The following is a 17960-nucleotide window of genomic DNA, read 5'->3' as shown; positions in this document are numbered from 1 at the left end:
CTGCGCGCCGATTCAGAAACCGTCGATATTCACGAAAATCACTCGTCCATTTCGTTCACGCGGCCGATCAACCGCGCCGGATTGGTCAAGCAATCTTCGATGGTTCCTTCGTCCTCGAACAGCATGCGCAGCACGCATGCTTCATCTTCCGTGAGACCGGAATTTTCGAGTTCGCCATCGCGGCCGATAGTGTCGCAATCGTCGAGCGTCAACTCGGCGATTACCGCCGAGGAAAGGGCCACGGGCCACTTCTCGCTGAACGCGACGGTGATCACTTTGCGTGTTTCATCGTAGGCCCTGATCTCGACGCTGATGTAGGACATGATGTCGAACTCTCCAGTGAGGCGGCCGCGAATGAATCGAGTGTAGCAATACAAAGCGTGCGTAGTAAACCGCGCGGATCCATGCACCAGGGCAAGGCATTGGATCGCACTAAGATGAGGCGCGGTTGCGAAGCATTAATTCGTAGGTTTGTTTGGCTTGAACGGTTTTTTATTCGACGCGAGACTTATATCGACCTGCGCTTTGGAAACAATCACCAACGGCTTTCTCGTAAGATTGGCATGAATACAAACGGATAACACCATGCCGCAAACACTTTTCGACATTAGCGCTCCCATTGGGCCAGACACGCCGGTCTGGCCCGGCGATACACCAGTCACGCTTGAACGAGTCTGGAAGATGGAGGCGGGTTCACCCGTCAATGTGGGGCGCATGACGCTTTCGCCGCATACCGCAACACACGCCGACGCGCCGTTGCATTATGACCCGCGTGGCAATGCCATTGGCGCGGTCGGCCTGGATGTGTATATCGGCGAGTGTGTGGTCATTGCGATCGAGCCCAAGGCTTCGCATATTAGCATTGGGGAGATTGAATCTGCCTTGCTCGATGCCCAATTGCAACTCTCTTCCCGCGTGCTGATCCGGACGTATGCAAAGGCGCCGGTCGCGAAATGGGACAGCGACTTCGCCGCCATTTCACCCGATGCGATCGACAGGCTCGCTGAGCGCGGCGTGAGGCTCATAGGCGTCGATACACCTTCGCTCGATCCGCAAGAGTCGAAAACAATGGACGCGCACTATCGTGTCCGCGCGCACAAGATGGCGATACTCGAAGGCCTGATCCTCGACGGCGTTTCCAATGGAACCTACGAGTTGATCGCCTTGCCATTGAAGTTGACCACGCTCGATGCAAGTCCGGTCAGGGCGATCTTGCGGGCGTATTGATACGCAGGCAATGCGTTCACGCGATCGGGATTATCATTCAACGCGTTTCTTAATCACATTGGAGAAGATTGGATGATTCATGTCATTGCCACTATTACTGCAAATCCTGGCAAGCGCGCCGACGTGCTCGCATTGTTCAGCAAGAACCAGCCGGCAGTGTTGGCAGAGGAAGGATGTATCAGCTATGAGGCCGTGATCGATGTACCCGGCGCCGGTGCGATCCAGACACCGCTTGGCGACGATACGTTCGCAGTCATCGAGCGCTGGGAGAGCATTGATGCGTTGAAAGCGCATGCAGCGTCCGCTCATATGGCGGAATACGGCCGTAATACCGCACCGCTCCTGTCTAAACGTGTGATCAATGTGCTGCAAGTCGCTTAGTCAAAGCAGCGAAGCCTCCGATTGACCCGCAGCGTATCGATCGGAGGAAATCTGGATCAGCCCGGAGTTAAGCTTGTCCGCTGCGATTCTTGACGCTGGGCCGTTCCGAAACCTTTTTCTGCCATGCCGCGAGCGCGCTGCAATCATCCGGAATTGTCACTGTCGTAAAACCGGCGTGCAAAAGCGCGGCATAAGCCGTTATATCGGCCATCGAGAATTCATCGCCTGCTATGTAGGGTTGCGTTTTCAGAACGCTGTCGAAATACCTCATGCCGCGCACGAATTTTTCGCGGTGGCGTTCGCCCCATTCTTTCCTGTGCGCCCATTCAGGGCTTTTATAAGCCAGCAAACGATCGCCTAGGCCGGGCGTCGCATGGTGAAAATAAATGCCGATTGCATCGATAAGCTGATCATCCGCGCGTTTTTGCATCATGTGGATGATTGCTTTTTGCTTGGGCGTCTTGCCGGTAAGGGTAGGGTTCCCGTCTAGATTGTCGAGATACTCGGTAATCGCAACGCTTTCTGAAATGAAGGTGCCGTCGTCGAGTTCGAGCACCGGCACCGTACCAGTGGGGTTGATTGCGAGAAAAGCGTCTTGCTTGTGCTCGGCGGCAAACAGATCGACTTTGACGAATTCGATCTGCGCATCCAGACCTTTCTCCGCCAGAACGATGCGAATGCGTGCAGGATTCGGGAAGCCCGGGATGTCGTAAATTTTCATGATCATTTCCTTATCTATCGATAGGTTAAGTGTGGAGCGAAGATTAGGATGTCGTGAGCGCGCTGTCAACAACAATCTATCGATAGATAAGGGGTCGACTCGAGTTATCTATCGATAGAGATATAATCAGGCATGTTTTCGGACCGAGGAAGTTCCAGATGGCCAACACTGACACGCGGGAAAAAATCATGAGCGTGGGCCGTCTCATGGTGCAAAGCAATGGCTACAACGCGCTCAGCTTTCGGGAAATCGGCAAGGAAGTTGGTGTGTCCAGTGCGAGCATCCATCATCATTTTCCAACCAAAGGCCACCTTGGTGCAGCGCTTGCACAACGTTATACGGAAGATGGGATCGCAGCGTTCGAGCAAATACTTGCGTCGTCCAAGACTGTCCGAGAATGCATCGACGCATATGCGGGAATATTCCGGGCGGCGCTAGTGAACGAAAACCGGATGTGCCTCGTCGGATTGATGTCTGCCGAACACGACGACTTGCCCGACGAAGTGCGCGCGGAAGTCAATCACTTCATCAGCGTCAATATCGAGTGGCTTACAGAAGTGCTGTCCCGCAGAAAGACCAAAGCGAGTAAAGATGCAATCCAGCATCAGGCGCTTGCAATATACGCAGCTATTGAAGGTGCCCAGCTTGTCGCGAGAGGAAGAGGGGACATTGCGCTTTACGATCAGGCAGTGGCGGCTTACCGCGCCGCCGGATTGATTCCTTGATTTTTATTCGCCTGCTCGCGTCAGGCGCGTGCACTCCAGCTAGGGGAATGCACGCGCGTATTCATCAAGGCTTGAACGTATCCCCGAGCACGACGCCTTCACGGCGCGGATCTGTGCCGCCTTGCAGGACGCTCGACTGATTGACCCCTGTGCGCAAGATCGTATTGACGCCGCTGGCTTGAGCCGCCGTCGACACGGTATGACCCAGCGCGGTCAGACCGGCGATCAACGGATCGTTCGCGCCACCGTTCGCCGTGTTGATGTTCGGATGCTCGCCGCCAACGGTCGTGGTCGGACTATTGCTCGCGCCGAAGTCGACCAGATTCGCCGATTGCTGTGCGTCCAGTCCCCAGTCGAGCACACCAACGATTGTCTTGACCACGTATTGCGGAATCGTGCCGCCGCCGGGCGAGCCCGTCGCCATGACGAAGTCGCCCTTTGATCCATCGGCGGCGATCTTGAAGACTAGCGTTGGCGCCATCGAACTGCGCGGCCGCTTGCCAGGCTGCACGCGATTTGCAACGAGGGCACCGGTGGTATCGGTCGGGCTCGCGGAGAAGTCGGTGAGCTGGTTGTTGAGCAGGAAGCCGTTAGTCATGTGAAACGACCCCATGCTCGACTCGACCGTGGTCGTGGCCGTCACCACGTTGCCGCTGCCGTCCACGATGGTGAACTGATTCGTGCCGTGCTCGATCAGCGTTTTATCCACGCCGAGCGGAACCGCGCCAAAATTGCCGGCAGCAGCGGTGCCCATGCTCTTGTTCACGTTGATCAGTGCCGACCGGCTTTGCAAATAAGGTTTGTTGAGCAACGTGTTCCAAGTGCCGCCCGGCGGTGGGATGAAGTCGGTATCAGCCACGTATTTGTCGCGGTCTGCGTACGCCATGCGCTCGGCTTCCGTGATCAGATGGACGCCTTGAACCGTCGGCTTGCCGCCTTCAAGATCGATGGCCGTCGGTTTTTGCTGCTGCAGATTGAAGTTCTCGAGAATTCCCAAAGCGGACGCCACTGCAATGCCACCCGACGACGGCGGCGGCATGCCGCAAATCCAGTAGCTCCGGTATGTCGTGCAAATCGGCTCGCGCACTTTTGCCTGATAGCCGGCGAGATCGGCAAGCGTGGTTTTACCCGCTGTGATCTTCGATCCATCGGCACCGGTAGTCGTCGCAATCTTCGTCACGATGTCCTGCGCGATCTGCCCGGAGTAGAGCGCGTTTGCGCCGTTGTTTGCCATCGCCTGAAGCGTCGCGGCGTATGCGGGATTCTTCAGTACCGTGCCCAATGCCTTGGGCGATCCGTCCGCGTTGAAAAAGTACGCAGCGGCTTCCGGGTCGCGCTTGAGGCTGCTTGCATTCGATGCAATCGCGCCGGCCAGCCGTCCACCGATCGGGAACCCGTTGGACGCGAGCGAGATCGCGTCGCCGAACAAGTCTTTCCACGCAAGCTTGCCATGATCGCGCTGCAGTGCTTCGATAAGCCGCGGCACGCCGATTGTGCCGATCGAGCGGCCGCTTGCACGCGCGCTTGGTTGCGGGGCCGAGTGGTCGCTGTTGTCATCGACATAACGAAGATAGTTTTCCGTGGCCGCGTTGGGCGCTGTTTCGCGGCCGTCATACGCCTGCACCGCTTTCTTCGATGCATCGTAATAAAGCAGCACGCCGCCCGACCCGAGTCCCGTGGCTTCTGGAACCGTCAGGCCGAGCACCGCCTGCACGGCAACGGCGGCATCGGCCGCGGTGCCGCCTTTCGTGAGCACGCCGCAACCCGCGGCGCTTGCATACGCATTCGATGTCGTGACCATATAGGTCTTTGCGTACACGGGCTTCAAACCCGTGCGATAACCCGAAGCGGCTTCCGGAAGCGAGGGGTCGCCCGGCAGATTCGATCCGATGACAACGCTCGATCCATTGCTGTCCACCGCGAGGCAACTCGTGTTCTGAACGGGCGTTGTGGAGACCGGCTGTTTGTCGTCTGAGTCGCCGCCGCAAGAGACCAGCAGAAGCGTGGCGGCGGATAGTGCGGTTGCGAGAGTCAGTGAGGGGTTGCTTTTCATCGTGCTCCTGCGAGTCCTTTTATTGTCGATTCTTATAAAGAGGACAGCAGCAACGGCGCTTCGTCAACGCACGCGCGAGTGGTCTCGCGAAACTTGAACGGTGGCGTGGCGCCGCTGGCTGCAGTCGGCATTCGCTCACCGGGACGGTCTCATTGGCCAGAAGAGCCGGCCCGCAATAAGCCGACAAAATATTATCTGAAACCTTACTTAATTTCTCCGAAAAAATATTCTTTTAATGATCTTGAAAAACTTATCGAAACACGAAACGTTGCGCGAGCTCAGGCATGCCCGCGAAACAGCGCACACATCCTGAATGCATCTTCCGAAAGCGGAATCTCCTTCGCGCGGCAATAGCGCGTTGTCAGTTTAAGGAGCTCCTTGATGTCTCGTCCGCTCGCTTGGTGGTATGTACTTGTCAGCGCTTCGATCAGATCGCTGCTCAGATCCGCACCCAACTGCTCGCCAAGCAATCTCCACAGGAGCATTGCGTCTGTCTTCGACGGCGTCTCGTACTGGATCTTGGCAATGCAACGAGACAGGATGGCGTCGTCGACATCGTCTACGCGATTGGTCGTCATGAAAAGCAGACCACTGAAGTATTCGAGCGTGCGCAGAAATTCCGCGACGATGGCGTTGTGTTCGAGATCGTTATCCCTGCGGCGGATGTAGACATCGGCTTCGTCCAGAAGCAGGATCGAATCCCAGCGCACCGCGCGTTGCAAGATGCCGGACAGCGTAGCCCCAACCGATGCCGCCGTTGTTCCCAACTGGCCGGAATGCACGCGGTATAGCGGCTTGCCCACCACTTCCGAATAGACCTCCGCGGTCAGCGTCTTGCCAAGACCTGGCGCGCCCTGGCATAGGATTGTCGTGCCGCTCGACTTGCCGGGCACGAAGTCCTGCACGAACACGCGATTTTTCGACGTCAAGATGTCGATCAGATCGCGATGGTGCTTGGGCAGCACGAGCTTGTCGCGCAATTCGGGCCGGTACTGATACTCCGCTATGTGCTGCGCATGAACCCAGATGTTGCGATGCCATTCGAGGTGGAACAGATATACATAGCAATGCAGCGGGACTTTTTCGAAGCCTTGTTCGACATTCGCGCTGCGCCAGAACCCGGCATCGGCCGTCATTTGAAAACGGCGCTCCAGCATTTCTTCGTCGTTGACGCACTTTGCGCTGACACCTTCAACAATACGCGTGAGCTGAGCAACGCCTTTTGCATCGACGGTGAAAGCCGCCTTCGAAATGACGAACTGCGCGCCAAAGCGAGGCTGAATCTTGAGGAAGCGCTGCGCATGTTGCTCGTATTCGCGCTTGAACTCCACGCACTCCTTATAAAAGCCGAATTCCGAAAGCAGCTCCGGAATGGTGCGGTTGACAATGTCATGCCGGTTGATCACCAATGATGTCGTCATGCCCGAAAGACGCATCTGAGGATCGGTTCGCTCCGAGTTGGCCGACTGCATGGTGTTCGCCAGCATGTCGACAACCACGTACGGAGCGCCTTGCTCGGGCTCCACATAACGCATGCGATGCACGAGCCACGGCAAAAGCGTACCGTCCTTCGCGCGCCTGTACAGCCAGCCATCGATCACGTCACGCGCGAGATAAGCGACGAGCCCCGGCACCGTTTGATCGAGCGCCGGAATGATCCGGGCCTGTGGCGCTTTATAGATGTTGTCGAGTGCGAGCATCTGGAACATCAGCGCGCTTTCGTTATTCGCACGGCTCAAAGTGAACAACGTGTTCAACGACTTCGAATCGAAAAGCTTGCTCGACACGAGCATGGCGCCATGGCATACGCCATGCTCGTTCAGTTGCTGTGCAAGCGGCGAATCGGCCTCGATCATCGCGAGTAGCGGATGAACGAGCGATTCAGGTATTTCAAAGTCCATTAGCGCACTCCCGAGACACCAACTCTGCCGCTATTTGAGGAAAAACTGGATCGCCATGCTAACCACGTCCGGTTGAATGACATGCAAGCCATCGAACTCGACGTACTGCACGTCATAACCCGCAGCCTTCAACTTGTTGGCGTTCGCGCGGCCGCTGGTTTCGATGGGCAGTTGTTCGTCGCGCAAGCCGTGCGCTATGAAAATCTGCGGCGCACCTTCCTGCATGAAAATGGACATGAAACCGCCGGAAAATGCGATCACATGACTCGCGATATCGCCGTTAGTAATGCCAATCGATAATGCGTAGCTCGCACCATCGGAAAACCCTGCGAAGGCTATATGACGATTATCTATCCGGTAATGCAACGTGACTTCGGCGAGTGCCTGCTGCAGACGCTCAAGGTCCGGACCGCTGCCGCCAATCACGATGTCCCATGTTGCATAGGTTGAATGCGGCGCGAGGATCAGGAATTTTTCGCGCTCGGCGTGTGCTTCGATGAACGGCAGAACCTTCTCGGGAAAGCCGCCTGCACCATGGAACATAACGAACAACGGGACCTCGTCGAGCGTGTCGAGTCCGGTTGGCACGAACAGGATTGCGTCGCGGTCCTCTGCTATACGGAAACGGTTGCGGCCGGCAGGCAGCGACCCTTTAATGGGTTCTGCGGGCATGAAAGACAGACGGCCGAACAACGAGGGATTGAGCATTGCGGAACCTGATGACGTGCTTATGAAGATTCGTAAAACACTGATATGTAATATATCACCAATGCAATTCGATCTACAAGCCTAGCGTCATGCTACTGCGTTCGATTCACTCGATAAGCGGGCGCAGCGACTGGCCGCGTTCGGTAATCAGCGAATCAAAGTCGCCGAGTTGCGAGAAGCGCACGGCCTTGACCTTGCCCATCTTGCTGGTATCGATCACGAGATGCTTTTCCACGGCGCTTGCCATTGCGGCCTGCTTGATTCCTACTTCGTGAAAGTTCCAGCAGGTCACGCCTCGCCCTTCATCAACGCCGCCAGCCGACATGAATGCCTTGTTGATTCCCATGCGCTTGAGCGTATCGATGCTTTCCTCGCTCGCGAACGAATCAGACGACGGTGCATATACGCCGCCCAGCAGGATCATTCGCACATTGGACTTGCGCCGCAGGATCTCGGCAATATTCAGCGAATAGCAGACCACCGTGAGATGCAAGTCCGCTGGAATCATGCGGGCCAGGTTGGTCAGTGTCGTACCGCAGTCGATAAAAATTGTTTCGTTATCTGAAATTATTCGCGCCGCTGTTGCCGATGCTTCAGCCTTCGCCTGGGCGAAGTGGTCCTTTTCCTCGTCGATGGTGTAGCTCGTGTGGTTGGGTACATCGGAGGTCCGCACAATATAACCGCCGAGATACGTGAATGTGCCCGGGCTCGCGGCAATATCACGGCGCACCGTCATCTCCGATACATCCAGCAGCGTCGCGGCTTCACGCAAACGCAATACGCTTTGCTCGCGCAGCGTCTCGGCAAGCGTGCGCAGTCGTTCGTTCTTGGTCATGCGAGGATCATGCTTGAATGAAGACGCGCCATTCGCTGGCAGGTTGGACAATAGAGGCCCGACAGCACGTTGAAAGTGCTGTCGGGACTATTCTCTTTACAACGAAAGAAGCGCGTCAGCCGCAAGCGGGCGCTGCTTTCTTGCACGCGTCCGCCAGCGGCGCCGGCGGATCTTTCTTGAAGACCGTCTTGTAGGCTTCGAGCACGTTCGACTGAACGACGGGCAAAGACTGCACGCCAATCCACGCCGGCGGCGTCTGGCCGAGAATCGCCTTCATCATCGCCATGGCTTCAGCCACGCCCTGATCGTAGGGACGCTGCGACCCGGTTGCCTTCAGCGGTCCGCCCTTTGCAATTTCGATTGCCGATTCGAGACCGAGATCGACGGTCGTCATCGGAATGGTCACGCCTTGTGCGCGCATGGACGTAAGCGTGTCGAGCGCCGGTTGATCCCAAACCGCGAAAAGGCCCTTGACGTCCGGGTTGCCGGTCAGGAAGTCGCCGGCGATCTGTCCGACCTTCGACGGGTCGGTGAACGCGACCTGCTTGATCTTGATGTCCGGACGGTTCTTTTTCATCCAGTCGTTGACCGCTTTCGTGCGCTCTGTCGTGCTGAAATAATCAACTCCGAAATTGACCAGTCCGATCGTGCCGCCCTTCGCTACGCACGAGGCCAGTACCTTCGCCGCGATCTGGCCATTGCCCTCGCTGTCGGCGGAAACCATGGCGGCATATTGTTCGGGGTGCTTGAGACCTGTCGGAACGTTGTCCATGAACACGAGCTTGATGCCCGCCTGCGAGACCTTTTTATACGTCGCGGCGGTCGCGGTGCCATCGACGGGAATGGAAATGATGCCGTCGGGGTGCCGCTGAATCGTGTTTTCGATATCCGCAATCTGCTTGTCGACCTGATATTCCGCCGACGCCACGCCGATCACTTCCACGTTGTATTTCTTCAGCGTGTCCGTGATGCCCGCAACCTGCAACTGCGCCCAGTCGAGGTTCATGGTCTGCATGGAAATGCCGACCTTGTACTTGCCCGCCTTGATCTTGTCGGCTTCGGCGGCGGTGAGTTTGACCGTATCGACCGATGCGGCTTTTTCTCCATTCGGTCCTTGGCCCACGATAGTCGAAGGCCCGATCGATGCCACCGGCAGGCCCGTCACGCATTGCGCGCTCGCGTAGGTTGTGCAGAGTGCGGCCACGACGCCGGTCAGCGCAACGGCAAGAGTTGATAAACGACGATGATTCATGATTTGTCTCCGTTGATCTTGTGTACTGAGTTTTAACTACACCACCACGGAACCATGCGATGCGTTGTCACGGTTCCCACATCACGAGTCATCGACGTGCCTCGTTATTTCTTCGTGAATGCCACCGCTGCCACAATGATCGCGCCCTTGATGACGAGCTGAAGCGACGAACTCACCCCGAGCAGCACCAGGCCGTTGTTGAGCGTGCCAATAATAAGGCTGCCTAACAAAGTTCCAAGCACGAATCCGCGTCCGCCGAAAAGACTGCAACCGCCGAGTGTCACGGAGGCGATTACATCGAGTTCAAGCCCTTGCACCACGTCGGGCCGCGCGGCATGTGAACGCGCGGCGAGCACGAGCGCAGCAAGACCCGCAAGCGCGCCGGTGAGGATGAAAGTGATCGTTGTCACGCGCCGGATGTTGATGCCGGAGTAAAGCGCGGCCGTCGGGTTGCCGCCGGCGGCATACACTCGTCGTCCGAAGACGCTGTAATGCAGCAGCAAGACGCCGCCTATGACCGCAAGCAGCGTCCATAGAATCGGTACGGGCACGCCGAAGATATCGCCTTCGCCGAAGATCGAAACAAATGAGTCGTTCGTGATGATGACCGGCTTCGTGGTGGTGACGAGCAGCGCCAGCCCGCGCGCCGCGCTAAGCGTGCCGAGCGTCACGAGAAACGATGGAATGTTCAGCCGTGTGACGACCACGCCGTTGATCGCGCCCACGATCGCGCCGGTCCCGATCCCCGCAATCGCACCGATGATCCAGTTGTCGCCGAGATGCGCCATCGCGAGCGCGGCGGACATGCCGGAGAGCGCGAGCGTCGATCCGACCGACAGGTCGATCTGCCGCGCGATGATCACGAACGTCATGCCGATCGCGATGATCGATACAAGTGCAGTCTGCCGCCCGATGTTCAGGAAGTTATCGATGGACAGAAACCATGGCGATGCGAAACTGAACACGACCAGCAGGATCGCGAATGCGACGTACAACATGTAGGGCCGTTCGCCCTGCAGCAAAAGTCGCGCGAGCCGCAACGCACGGCTTGGCGGTTGCGCGGTCAGCGGGTCGGCCGCGAGCGGCGTGACGGAGTCGTTCATGTTGCGGGCTCTTCCTGGAAACGAGGGAGTTGGATCAGGTGATGCAGCGCTTCGGCGTTGCTCACGCTTTCGCGATCGACCGTGTTGACGATTGCGCCATCCACCACAATCGAAATGCGGTCGCACAGGCGCAGGAGTTCGTCCAGATCCGACGACACGACGAGCACCCCCGTGCCCGCGCGCGCGGCGTCGTGGACCACGGCGTAGAGTTCCTCGCGCGCGCCGACATCCACGCCGACGGTGGGTTCATCGAGCAGAAGGAGAGCCGGACGCGGGCTATTCCATTTCGCGAAGACGACCTTCTGCTGGTTGCCGCCAGAAAGGAATTTCACCTGGGTGCCGGGGCCGGGCGCCTTTACGGCGAGCTGTTTCATCGCGCTCTTCGCCTGTTGCGCGGCGGCGCGGCTTTGCAGCCAGCCTGCGCGTGAAAAGAGCGCGAGCCATGGCAGCGTCAAGTTGCGTTCGATCGAATGGTCCAGCACGAGCCCTTCAACGTGCCGGTCTTCCGGCACGAGCGCAATGCCAAGCTTGATCGCGGCGGCGGGCGTCAGACGCTCGACCTGCTGGCCGTTGATCGCGAGCGTTCCCTGTGCAACCTCGCGAAGCCCGAACAGCGTCTGCAGTATCTCCGTACGGCCGCTTCCGATCAGTCCCGCGAGTCCGTGGATTTCGCCTTGACGCACTGTGAGGCTGACATCGTGCAGACGATCGTTGCTTATGCCGGACATGGTGAGAACGGGCTTGTTGTCGATCTCATAAGCAAGCGCGCGCGGCGTGCCGGCCGCGACTTCGCGCGCGTGCATCGCGGCATGCCCGGGTCCGACGATCGCCGCGACCAGCTCCTTCATGTTCGTCTGCGCGGTCGTGTAGGAACCGGCGTTGGCGCCGTCGCGAAACACGGTGACGCGCTGCGAAATCCGGAAGACCTCATTGAGCCGATGCGTCACGTAAATCACGCCGACGCCGCGATCCGTCACCGTGCGAATCGCCTTGAAGAGGATTTCTTCCTCGCCGCCTGTGAGCGCGGACGTGGGTTCATCGAGGATCAGAACGCGCACATCGCCCATCAGCGCCTTGCAGATTTCCGTCATTTGCCGATACGCGAACGGCAGCGATCCGACCATCGCGCGCGGATCGAGGGGAATGCCGTGCGCTTTCAAAAATTCGCCGACGCGCGCCATCAGCTCGCGCTTTTTGACGAAGCCAAACCGCGTGCGCGGTTCGCGGCCGAGCATCAGGTTCGCACCGACCGACATCGATTCGACCAGGCTCAGGTCCTGATAAACCACGGCGACGCCGGCATCTCGCGATCTGGCGGGGGAATCGAACGCGACGCGCGCGCCGTCGATCTCGATCACGCCCTGATCGCATGCATGCACGCCGCTCAGGATTTTGATGAGTGTGGATTTCCCCGCGCCGTTTTCGCCCAGCAGCGCGTGGACTTCGCCAGGAAGCACCTCGAGGTTCACGCCGCGAAGCGCCTGCACGCCACCAAATCGCTTGGTGACGCCGGCCACGCGAATCAGCGGCGTGGCCATATCGGGCGATAAAGCGGCCACGAATGGCTCACTCATGTCGCATGTCTCCTTCGTCAGGACGATGCCTGCGTTTTTTGTGCATTGCGAGAAAACGCACGCTTTGTTGTCACGTTTCCATCGTAGGGATGATGGATCGATAACATTTAATGGCTACATACTCGGCCTTTCCGGCTCGTGATGTAATAAGTGCATCTTCTAATGTGAAGATCCTGACTTTCCTGTTAGTTTGAGATTCTTGTGATACAGGACGCGGCCGGTCGTGGCCATCGCGAAATGATTAGTAACCATTGAGTAACCAAATCGCGCCTGAATTGCTCTAAGTTCGTAACTTCAGCACTTTGGATTGTCGCGATATGAACTCAGGCAAGTTACTCAGCATCGCCGCCCTCGGCGGTGTGATTCTGGTCAGCGGCTGCGCGGTCGTGCCGCCGAGCGGTCCGAGCATTGTTGCGCTGCCGCGTACGGGCGAACCGCTCGCCACTTTTCGAGCGGACGACTATGAATGCCGCAACTACGCGTTCCAGGCGGGCAATCCGCAAGGCGCGGCGCAGGCTGCGACCACGAACAGCGTCAACAGCACTGTGCTCGGTACCCTTGGTGGTGCGGCAGCTGGGGCCTTGATTGGTGCGGCGGCGGGGAATCCAGGCGCGGGCGCGGCTATTGGCGCAGGCGGCGGGTTGCTAGTTGGCAGTGCGGCGGGCGCGAACAGCGCTCAATACTCGGCCGCGGGCCTGCAAGGCCAATACGATGCGGCGTACGCGCAATGCATGACGTCGAAGGGCAATACGATTCAGCAGCCGCAAGTCTATGCGCCGCAGCCGGTTTATTACGCACCGCCGCCTCCGGTTTATTACGCGCCGCCGCGACCGGTTTATTACGCGCCGTATCCGTATTATTGAGTGGCTCAGGTGGCGTCAAAAAGAAAAACCGGCCTCGGGGGCCGGTTTTGCTTTGTTCGTGAAGCGCATGGTCAAGCAGCACGCACGCAGCGAAACCCCGCATACACGTACTGATAATGCGCCTGGAACCAATTGCGAAAACTCGGCCGGAGCATGCACGCCGCCGTACGCGGCGAGCCGCCTTTAAGCACGTAATGCTGGTTGTCGTAGAAGTTCGCCGAGTAGCCCAGGTAAAACGAGAACGGTTCGAAGCCAGGTAACGGCCTAAACGGGGTCGAGGTCCATTCCCAACCGTTGCCGAATTGTCCCGCCACGCCAGCCGTGCTGCGATTTTCCGGATGCGCTTGCACGGGTGACGGTTCCCATCGGCGGAAGTCAAAGTTGCCGGTTTGCGCCTGCGGCGCGCCCTCAGCCGCGCGTTGCCATTGCGCTTCCGTCGGCAGCGATTTGCCCGCCCACTTCGCATACGCGTTGGCTTCGGCGTGGCTCACATACACCGGCCAGTCTGCGGGCAGCGCGATTTCGTCGAACATGGTCCGCAATTTCCACTCATCGGCATTCGACGGATCGCGGACCCAGAACGCGGGCTTGTCGATTCCTTCGCTTTCGAGCCACGCCCAGTCGGCATCGCGCCAGAGATCGCGATTCGAATAACCGTCAGCCCGCATGAAGTCGAGCCAGTCCGCATTCGTGACCATGTACCGGTCCATCTCGAATGCCGGCACGTCTACCTTGTGTTCGCCGAATTCATTGTCCCAGCCGAACGTTCCGCTTTCGCGCGTGAGGCCGAGCGTTGCCGTGCCTGCAGGCACGTGAATCATTTCGCGAATTGCGTCGGTATCGAGCGGGTGTTGGGCTTCCTGCTCTGTCACGTCCGGACCGGTTTTCTGATGCAGCGGCAATTGATGCAGCATGTACGCGAGCGTCTCGGCGTGCATCAGCCTGTGCTCGATCGCGACTTCCAGCAGCGTCTCCGGCGTGATGCCAGAAGCAACGAATTTGCCGTCCGTATCTGCACGGTTTGTAATATCGACGGGGTCGAAGTTGGTGTCGATGTCGTCGCGAATACGCTGGACATATGCCCGGATCGTCGCAAGCGTCGGCCAGTCCTGCGGCTGATCGGTAGGCAGGCCGCCGTCGACCGGATCGATGCCGAACGCGAACAACTGATCAAACTCGGCGTTGGGGCTGGGAAGGTCGAAGAGGCGCTGATCGAAGAGATTCCGGTCGAACGCTTCAAGGTGGCCAATGTAAAACACGATCCGATGCCGTTCGGCAATCGGCCGTTCATAAAGGAATTCAGGCTTGACGATGTCAAACAGCGCGTCAGTTGTGTGACGCGCCTCGCGCAGGCGGACAAGCAGCGGGTGCAGCGGGGTAGGTTCGCGATTCATCGCTCTTTTCTCCGGGCAGTGGCCGTGCGAAACGATAAATCGTAGCAGAGGACATGCCAGGCGTGCTTGAACCGCGTTCGAGTTGCATCTGCCGTATTCTTCAGACGGCGCGCAGGCCGTCGAAATCGAGGATATGGATCAGCTTGCCATCCGCATGAAGCAGACCTTTCGCCTGAAAACGCGACAGCGTCCTGCTGACGGTTTCCAGCGTGATGCCGAGGAAACTGCCCATGTCGTCGCGCGTAAAGCGCAGGTTGAATTCGTTGCCCGCATAACCGCGGCGCGTCAGCTGCGAAGAAAGATCCAGGAGCAACGCGGCGACGCGCTCATCGGCGCGCAAGGTGCCGAGAATCACGGTTTGCGTCGATTTCCGGACGACTTCGCGGCTCAGCAACTGCAGCAGGCGCCGCTGGATCGCGCTGGACTCGCGGCAGGCGCGTTCGAAAGCCGTCAAGGGAACCACGCACACGGAACTGTCTTCCAGCGCCACGGCGCGACACGCATGGTGACCGTCGTCGAAACCTTCGAGGCCCAACGCGTCGCCGCCCAAGTGCAGGCCCATGACCTGATCGCGACCGTTTGCGCTTGTAACGACCGTCTTGAGCGAGCCTGAGCGGATGGCATAGATCGCATCGAACGTATCGCCGATACGAAACAGCGTTTCGCCGCGCTTGATCGCGCGGGCGTTGACGATGACCGACTGCAATTTGTCGGTATCGCCGGAGGACAGGCCCTGGGGCATGCAGTACTGCCGCAACGAGCATGTCGTGCAATGCGCGGCGTGGCGCGGGCCGGCGGAAAGGGCTAATGCGGAAGTCTCGTGCAGGGTCTGCATGGCATGCTCGGTTATATGAACAATTTATAAAACCTTGATCTGGAACAAGGAAATTGTCCCATCGATGCCATGCAATTTCGGGTGGCAAAACGTCACGTACAAGTTTTTGCAATAGTGCGCCGTTAGCCGGACGCGCCGAATCAGTGCGACGCTTAGGCCGCGACCTGCGCCTCGACGTCCGGTCCGCCCGCCGCCGATGGAATCAGCAGCACCGGCAAGCTTGCCTGCCTGAGACACCGTTCCGCGACGCTCCCGAGTATCAGCCGTTGAAATCCTTTGCGTCCGTGCGTGCCCATGACGAGCAGGTCTGCGTTGAACGCGGTCGCCGCCTTGAGGACGAGCTCGGCCACGTCTTCAACCGATGACGCCTCGCTCACCAGCACCTGACCCTCCACGCCGCGCTGCTTCATCGCGGCGTTGGTTTCGGCGGCCAGCGTGGCGCCCTGGTCGGCGAGCTGGGTACGCAGGATTGAAGGATCGTAACCAGGGACATCGTAGTAGATAGGCGCCTCTTCGATTACATAGAACGGCTGCAGCACTGCGTGGTGCGTGACGGCGAGTTCGAGCGCGGTGTCGAATGCGCGGCTTGATGTACGGCTGCCGTCGATAGCAACGACTATTCGGTTGAACATACGATTCTCCTTCTTCGGTTAAAACGCGAAACACGACGAACGTGCTTTCATTTGTCCGACTATATTTATTGCTGATCGTTCCTTTATTGGCGCTCCGCGCAACCCGCGAATTAATGGCGTCATACAATTCACCCCTCGCCTTTGTTTATCTGCCCATTCTCTGCCCGTGTCCCAAGCCGCCGCCAGTACCGACCCGCATACCGCTTCACCCCTCCCGTTTCGAAATGCCCTTTTAGCGATGCTCGGCATCGGTCTCGTCAACATGCTCGTCGCGCTCGATCAGACCGTGGTGAGTACCGCGCTGCCGTCTATCGTCGCGGAGTTGCACGGCTTCGAGTACTACGCATGGATTGCGAGCGCGTATTTGCTGGCATCGGTAGTGACAGTGCCGGTATTTGGCCGACTCGGCGATTATTTCGGGCGCAAGCGTTTCGTGATCGCTGCGGTCATCACGTTTACGGTGGCGTCGGTGTTGTGCGGCGTGGCTAATGACATGCTGTTCCTGGTCATCGCGCGGGGCTTGCAAGGCGTCGGCGGCGGCATGATGGTGGGGACCGCATTTGCGTCGATCCCCGATCTTTTCCCCGATCCACGTCTGCGCGTGCGCTGGCAGGTGGTCATGGCGGCGTCGTACGGGATCGGCACAGCGGCGGGCCCATCACTCGGCGGCTGGATGAGCGAACATTGGGGATGGCGTTCCACATTTCTGATCAATTTGCCGGTGGGCGTCGCAGCGTTCTATTTCATCTGGGCGCATTTGCCGAACTACCGGCGCCCGCGCGAGGGCGCGGTGAAAATCGACTGGATGGGCGCGGCGCTCGTCGCGCTGGTTCTTGGCGGTTTGCAGGCGTTCATTGAAGGCGTGCCGAAGAGCGGCTTGACGACCGGCAATATCATTCTCGCGATATGCGTGGTGATCGGCGCCGCTGCGTTGCTTATGTGCGAGCGTCGCGCAACGCATCCGATCATTCCGCTCGATCTGTTCAAGGATCCGCAACTCGTGACCTTGTTCACGCTGTCCGTGCTGTCCGGTTTCGTGATGTTTTCGCTGATCTTTTTCGCGCCGTTATTGTTGCAGGGCGGGTTTGGTTTATCGCCGCAGGAAGCTGGGTTGCTCGCCACGCCTATTGCGATGTTTATTGCCATTGGCAGCTTTATCAATACGCGGATCGTGATTCATTTGCGCAAGCCGACGATGATTCTTTCCATCGGCTTCACGCTGCTGCTATTCGCAAGCATTGCGCTTTCGTTTGCGAGCGCGTCGACGCCGCATATCTGGATCGAGATACCTATGGCCGGGATCGGTATTGGTCTCGGTTTCATTTTGAACAACCTGAATGTTTTCGGACAGGAAATCGCCGGGCGCGAACGCTTTGGCATTACCACGGCCTTATTGCAATCCACGCGCATGGTGGGCGGCATGCTGGGAACCAGCGTGGTCGCGACGATCGTTCAGCATCATTACCGCGATGTGATGACACGCACGCTTCGTGTCTTGGGCGAGCCGGCGAGTACCGCTTGGCTGCCGAGGTTCAACGATCCGCGCATTCTTATCGATAGCGCCTTGCGATCCAAGCTTCTTGCGGATCTGGCGCCCGTTGGACTGGATGGTCCGGCGATGATTGAAAGCGCGCGCGAAGTGCTCGTGCAATCGATACACATCGGGGTGCTGCTGACCGCCGTGGCCGCGTTATCGGCTGTGTTGATGGTGCGGCGGGTCTCGCACATCACGTTCAAAAAGTAGCAGGGCTCGTTG

Annotated in this window: 17 protein-coding genes; 5 read left to right on the top strand and 12 right to left on the bottom strand. The window is 58.4% G+C overall.

Going from position 1 to position 17960, the window contains the following annotated elements; genetic code table 11:
* Positions 1 to 38: 38 nt before the first annotated feature.
* Positions 39 to 323, bottom strand: a complete 285-nt coding sequence (locus HB633_RS17550; RefSeq protein WP_213779438.1) for a hypothetical protein — start codon at positions 321 to 323, stop codon at positions 39 to 41.
* A gap of 262 nt (positions 324 to 585) precedes the next feature.
* On the opposite strand from HB633_RS17550, the gene kynB reads away from it, so the two are divergent.
* Together kynB and HB633_RS17540 are read left to right on the top strand one after the other, a co-directional pair.
* Positions 586 to 1227 carry an arylformamidase gene (gene kynB / locus HB633_RS17545; RefSeq protein ID WP_213779437.1) on the top strand — a complete coding sequence of 214 codons (642 nt, stop codon included), beginning with the start codon at positions 586 to 588 and terminating at the stop codon, positions 1225 to 1227.
* Positions 1228 to 1299: 72 nt separating this feature from the next.
* On the top strand, positions 1300 to 1608 hold the full coding sequence (locus tag HB633_RS17540) for a putative quinol monooxygenase (RefSeq protein ID WP_213779436.1): 309 nt from the start codon (positions 1300 to 1302) through the stop codon (positions 1606 to 1608).
* Positions 1609 to 1675: 67 nt separating this feature from the next.
* On the opposite strand, the gene HB633_RS17535 is transcribed toward HB633_RS17540, so the two are convergent.
* On the bottom strand, positions 1676 to 2329 hold the full coding sequence (locus tag HB633_RS17535; protein ID WP_213779519.1) for a glutathione S-transferase family protein: 654 nt from the start codon (positions 2327 to 2329) through the stop codon (positions 1676 to 1678).
* A 158-nt stretch (positions 2330 to 2487) separates the two neighbouring features.
* Here HB633_RS17535 and HB633_RS17530 point away from each other — a divergent pair, with 158 nt between their 5' ends.
* Positions 2488 to 3054 carry a TetR/AcrR family transcriptional regulator gene (locus tag HB633_RS17530; RefSeq protein ID WP_213779435.1) on the top strand — a complete coding sequence of 189 codons (567 nt, stop codon included), beginning with the start codon at positions 2488 to 2490 and terminating at the stop codon, positions 3052 to 3054.
* Between the two features lie 64 nt (positions 3055 to 3118).
* On the opposite strand, the gene HB633_RS17525 is transcribed toward HB633_RS17530, so the two are convergent.
* The 7 genes from HB633_RS17525 to HB633_RS17495 form a co-directional block, all read right to left on the bottom strand.
* Positions 3119 to 5107 (bottom strand): gamma-glutamyltransferase family protein, encoded by a 1989-nt coding sequence (locus HB633_RS17525; RefSeq protein ID WP_213779434.1) that lies wholly within the window; start codon positions 5105 to 5107, stop codon positions 3119 to 3121.
* 278 nt (positions 5108 to 5385) lie between these two features.
* Positions 5386 to 7008, bottom strand: coding sequence for an ATP-binding protein (locus tag HB633_RS17520; RefSeq protein WP_213779433.1), 1623 nt, complete (start codon positions 7006 to 7008; stop codon positions 5386 to 5388).
* A 30-nt stretch (positions 7009 to 7038) separates the two neighbouring features.
* Complete coding sequence (locus HB633_RS17515; RefSeq protein ID WP_213779432.1) at positions 7039 to 7716, bottom strand: esterase; 678 nt, start codon at positions 7714 to 7716, stop codon at positions 7039 to 7041.
* A gap of 106 nt (positions 7717 to 7822) precedes the next feature.
* Positions 7823 to 8551, bottom strand: a complete 729-nt coding sequence (locus HB633_RS17510; RefSeq protein WP_213779431.1) for a DeoR/GlpR family DNA-binding transcription regulator — start codon at positions 8549 to 8551, stop codon at positions 7823 to 7825.
* A gap of 115 nt (positions 8552 to 8666) precedes the next feature.
* The gene (locus tag HB633_RS17505) at positions 8667 to 9803 is read right to left on the bottom strand and encodes a substrate-binding domain-containing protein (protein ID WP_213779430.1); all 1137 of its coding nucleotides are present in this window, start codon (positions 9801 to 9803) and stop codon (positions 8667 to 8669) included.
* Positions 9804 to 9907: 104 nt separating this feature from the next.
* Positions 9908 to 10906, bottom strand: a complete 999-nt coding sequence (locus HB633_RS17500; protein WP_213779429.1) for an ABC transporter permease — start codon at positions 10904 to 10906, stop codon at positions 9908 to 9910.
* The gene (locus HB633_RS17495; RefSeq protein ID WP_213779428.1) at positions 10903 to 12480 is read right to left on the bottom strand and encodes a sugar ABC transporter ATP-binding protein; all 1578 of its coding nucleotides are present in this window, start codon (positions 12478 to 12480) and stop codon (positions 10903 to 10905) included. Before HB633_RS17495 ends, HB633_RS17500 begins: the two co-directional genes overlap by 4 nt.
* 317 nt (positions 12481 to 12797) lie before the next feature.
* Between HB633_RS17495 and HB633_RS17490 the strand changes: the two genes are divergently transcribed.
* Complete coding sequence (locus HB633_RS17490; protein ID WP_213779427.1) at positions 12798 to 13343, top strand: YMGG-like glycine zipper-containing protein; 546 nt, start codon at positions 12798 to 12800, stop codon at positions 13341 to 13343.
* A gap of 71 nt (positions 13344 to 13414) precedes the next feature.
* Here HB633_RS17490 and HB633_RS17485 read toward each other — a convergent pair whose 3' ends face one another.
* The 3 genes from HB633_RS17485 to HB633_RS17475 all read right to left on the bottom strand — a co-directional run bounded on the left by HB633_RS17485 (position 13415) and on the right by HB633_RS17475 (position 16204).
* Positions 13415 to 14737 (bottom strand): SUMF1/EgtB/PvdO family nonheme iron enzyme, encoded by a 1323-nt coding sequence (locus tag HB633_RS17485; protein ID WP_213779426.1) that lies wholly within the window; start codon positions 14735 to 14737, stop codon positions 13415 to 13417.
* Positions 14738 to 14837: 100 nt separating this feature from the next.
* A complete protein-coding gene (locus tag HB633_RS17480) occupies positions 14838 to 15572 on the bottom strand; it encodes a helix-turn-helix domain-containing protein (protein ID WP_213779425.1) in 735 nt (244 codons plus the stop codon).
* Between the two features lie 152 nt (positions 15573 to 15724).
* Positions 15725 to 16204: a universal stress protein gene (locus HB633_RS17475; RefSeq protein ID WP_213779424.1), complete on the bottom strand. Its 480-nt coding sequence runs from the start codon at positions 16202 to 16204 to the stop codon at positions 15725 to 15727.
* 238 nt (positions 16205 to 16442) lie between these two features.
* Here HB633_RS17475 and HB633_RS17470 point away from each other — a divergent pair, with 238 nt between their 5' ends.
* The gene (locus tag HB633_RS17470) at positions 16443 to 17948 is read left to right on the top strand and encodes an MFS transporter (RefSeq protein ID WP_213779423.1); all 1506 of its coding nucleotides are present in this window, start codon (positions 16443 to 16445) and stop codon (positions 17946 to 17948) included.
* The last annotated feature ends 12 nt before the right edge of the window (positions 17949 to 17960 follow it).

The organism is Caballeronia sp. dw_276 (assembly GCF_018449635.1).
Classification (GTDB): domain Bacteria; phylum Pseudomonadota; class Gammaproteobacteria; order Burkholderiales; family Burkholderiaceae; genus Caballeronia.
The sequence above is the reverse complement of the archived record's forward strand: the minus strand, read 5'-3'. Positions and strand labels throughout refer to the sequence as shown.

Coding starts and splice junctions, on each gene's coding strand:
- HB633_RS17550 (WP_213779438.1), bottom strand. CDS start 323: ATGTCCTACATCAGCGTCGAGATCAGGGCCTACGATGAAACACGCAAA.
- kynB (WP_213779437.1), top strand. CDS start 586: ATGCCGCAAACACTTTTCGACATTAGCGCTCCCATTGGGCCAGACACG.
- HB633_RS17540 (WP_213779436.1), top strand. CDS start 1,300: ATGATTCATGTCATTGCCACTATTACTGCAAATCCTGGCAAGCGCGCC.
- HB633_RS17535 (WP_213779519.1), bottom strand. CDS start 2,329: ATGAAAATTTACGACATCCCGGGCTTCCCGAATCCTGCACGCATTCGC.
- HB633_RS17530 (WP_213779435.1), top strand. CDS start 2,488: ATGGCCAACACTGACACGCGGGAAAAAATCATGAGCGTGGGCCGTCTC.
- HB633_RS17525 (WP_213779434.1), bottom strand. CDS start 5,107: ATGAAAAGCAACCCCTCACTGACTCTCGCAACCGCACTATCCGCCGCC.
- HB633_RS17520 (WP_213779433.1), bottom strand. CDS start 7,008: ATGGACTTTGAAATACCTGAATCGCTCGTTCATCCGCTACTCGCGATG.
- HB633_RS17515 (WP_213779432.1), bottom strand. CDS start 7,716: ATGCTCAATCCCTCGTTGTTCGGCCGTCTGTCTTTCATGCCCGCAGAA.
- HB633_RS17510 (WP_213779431.1), bottom strand. CDS start 8,551: ATGACCAAGAACGAACGACTGCGCACGCTTGCCGAGACGCTGCGCGAG.
- HB633_RS17505 (WP_213779430.1), bottom strand. CDS start 9,803: ATGAATCATCGTCGTTTATCAACTCTTGCCGTTGCGCTGACCGGCGTC.
- HB633_RS17500 (WP_213779429.1), bottom strand. CDS start 10,906: ATGAACGACTCCGTCACGCCGCTCGCGGCCGACCCGCTGACCGCGCAA.
- HB633_RS17495 (WP_213779428.1), bottom strand. CDS start 12,480: ATGAGTGAGCCATTCGTGGCCGCTTTATCGCCCGATATGGCCACGCCG.
- HB633_RS17490 (WP_213779427.1), top strand. CDS start 12,798: ATGAACTCAGGCAAGTTACTCAGCATCGCCGCCCTCGGCGGTGTGATT.
- HB633_RS17485 (WP_213779426.1), bottom strand. CDS start 14,737: ATGAATCGCGAACCTACCCCGCTGCACCCGCTGCTTGTCCGCCTGCGC.
- HB633_RS17480 (WP_213779425.1), bottom strand. CDS start 15,572: ATGCAGACCCTGCACGAGACTTCCGCATTAGCCCTTTCCGCCGGCCCG.
- HB633_RS17475 (WP_213779424.1), bottom strand. CDS start 16,204: ATGTTCAACCGAATAGTCGTTGCTATCGACGGCAGCCGTACATCAAGC.
- HB633_RS17470 (WP_213779423.1), top strand. CDS start 16,443: ATGCTCGGCATCGGTCTCGTCAACATGCTCGTCGCGCTCGATCAGACC.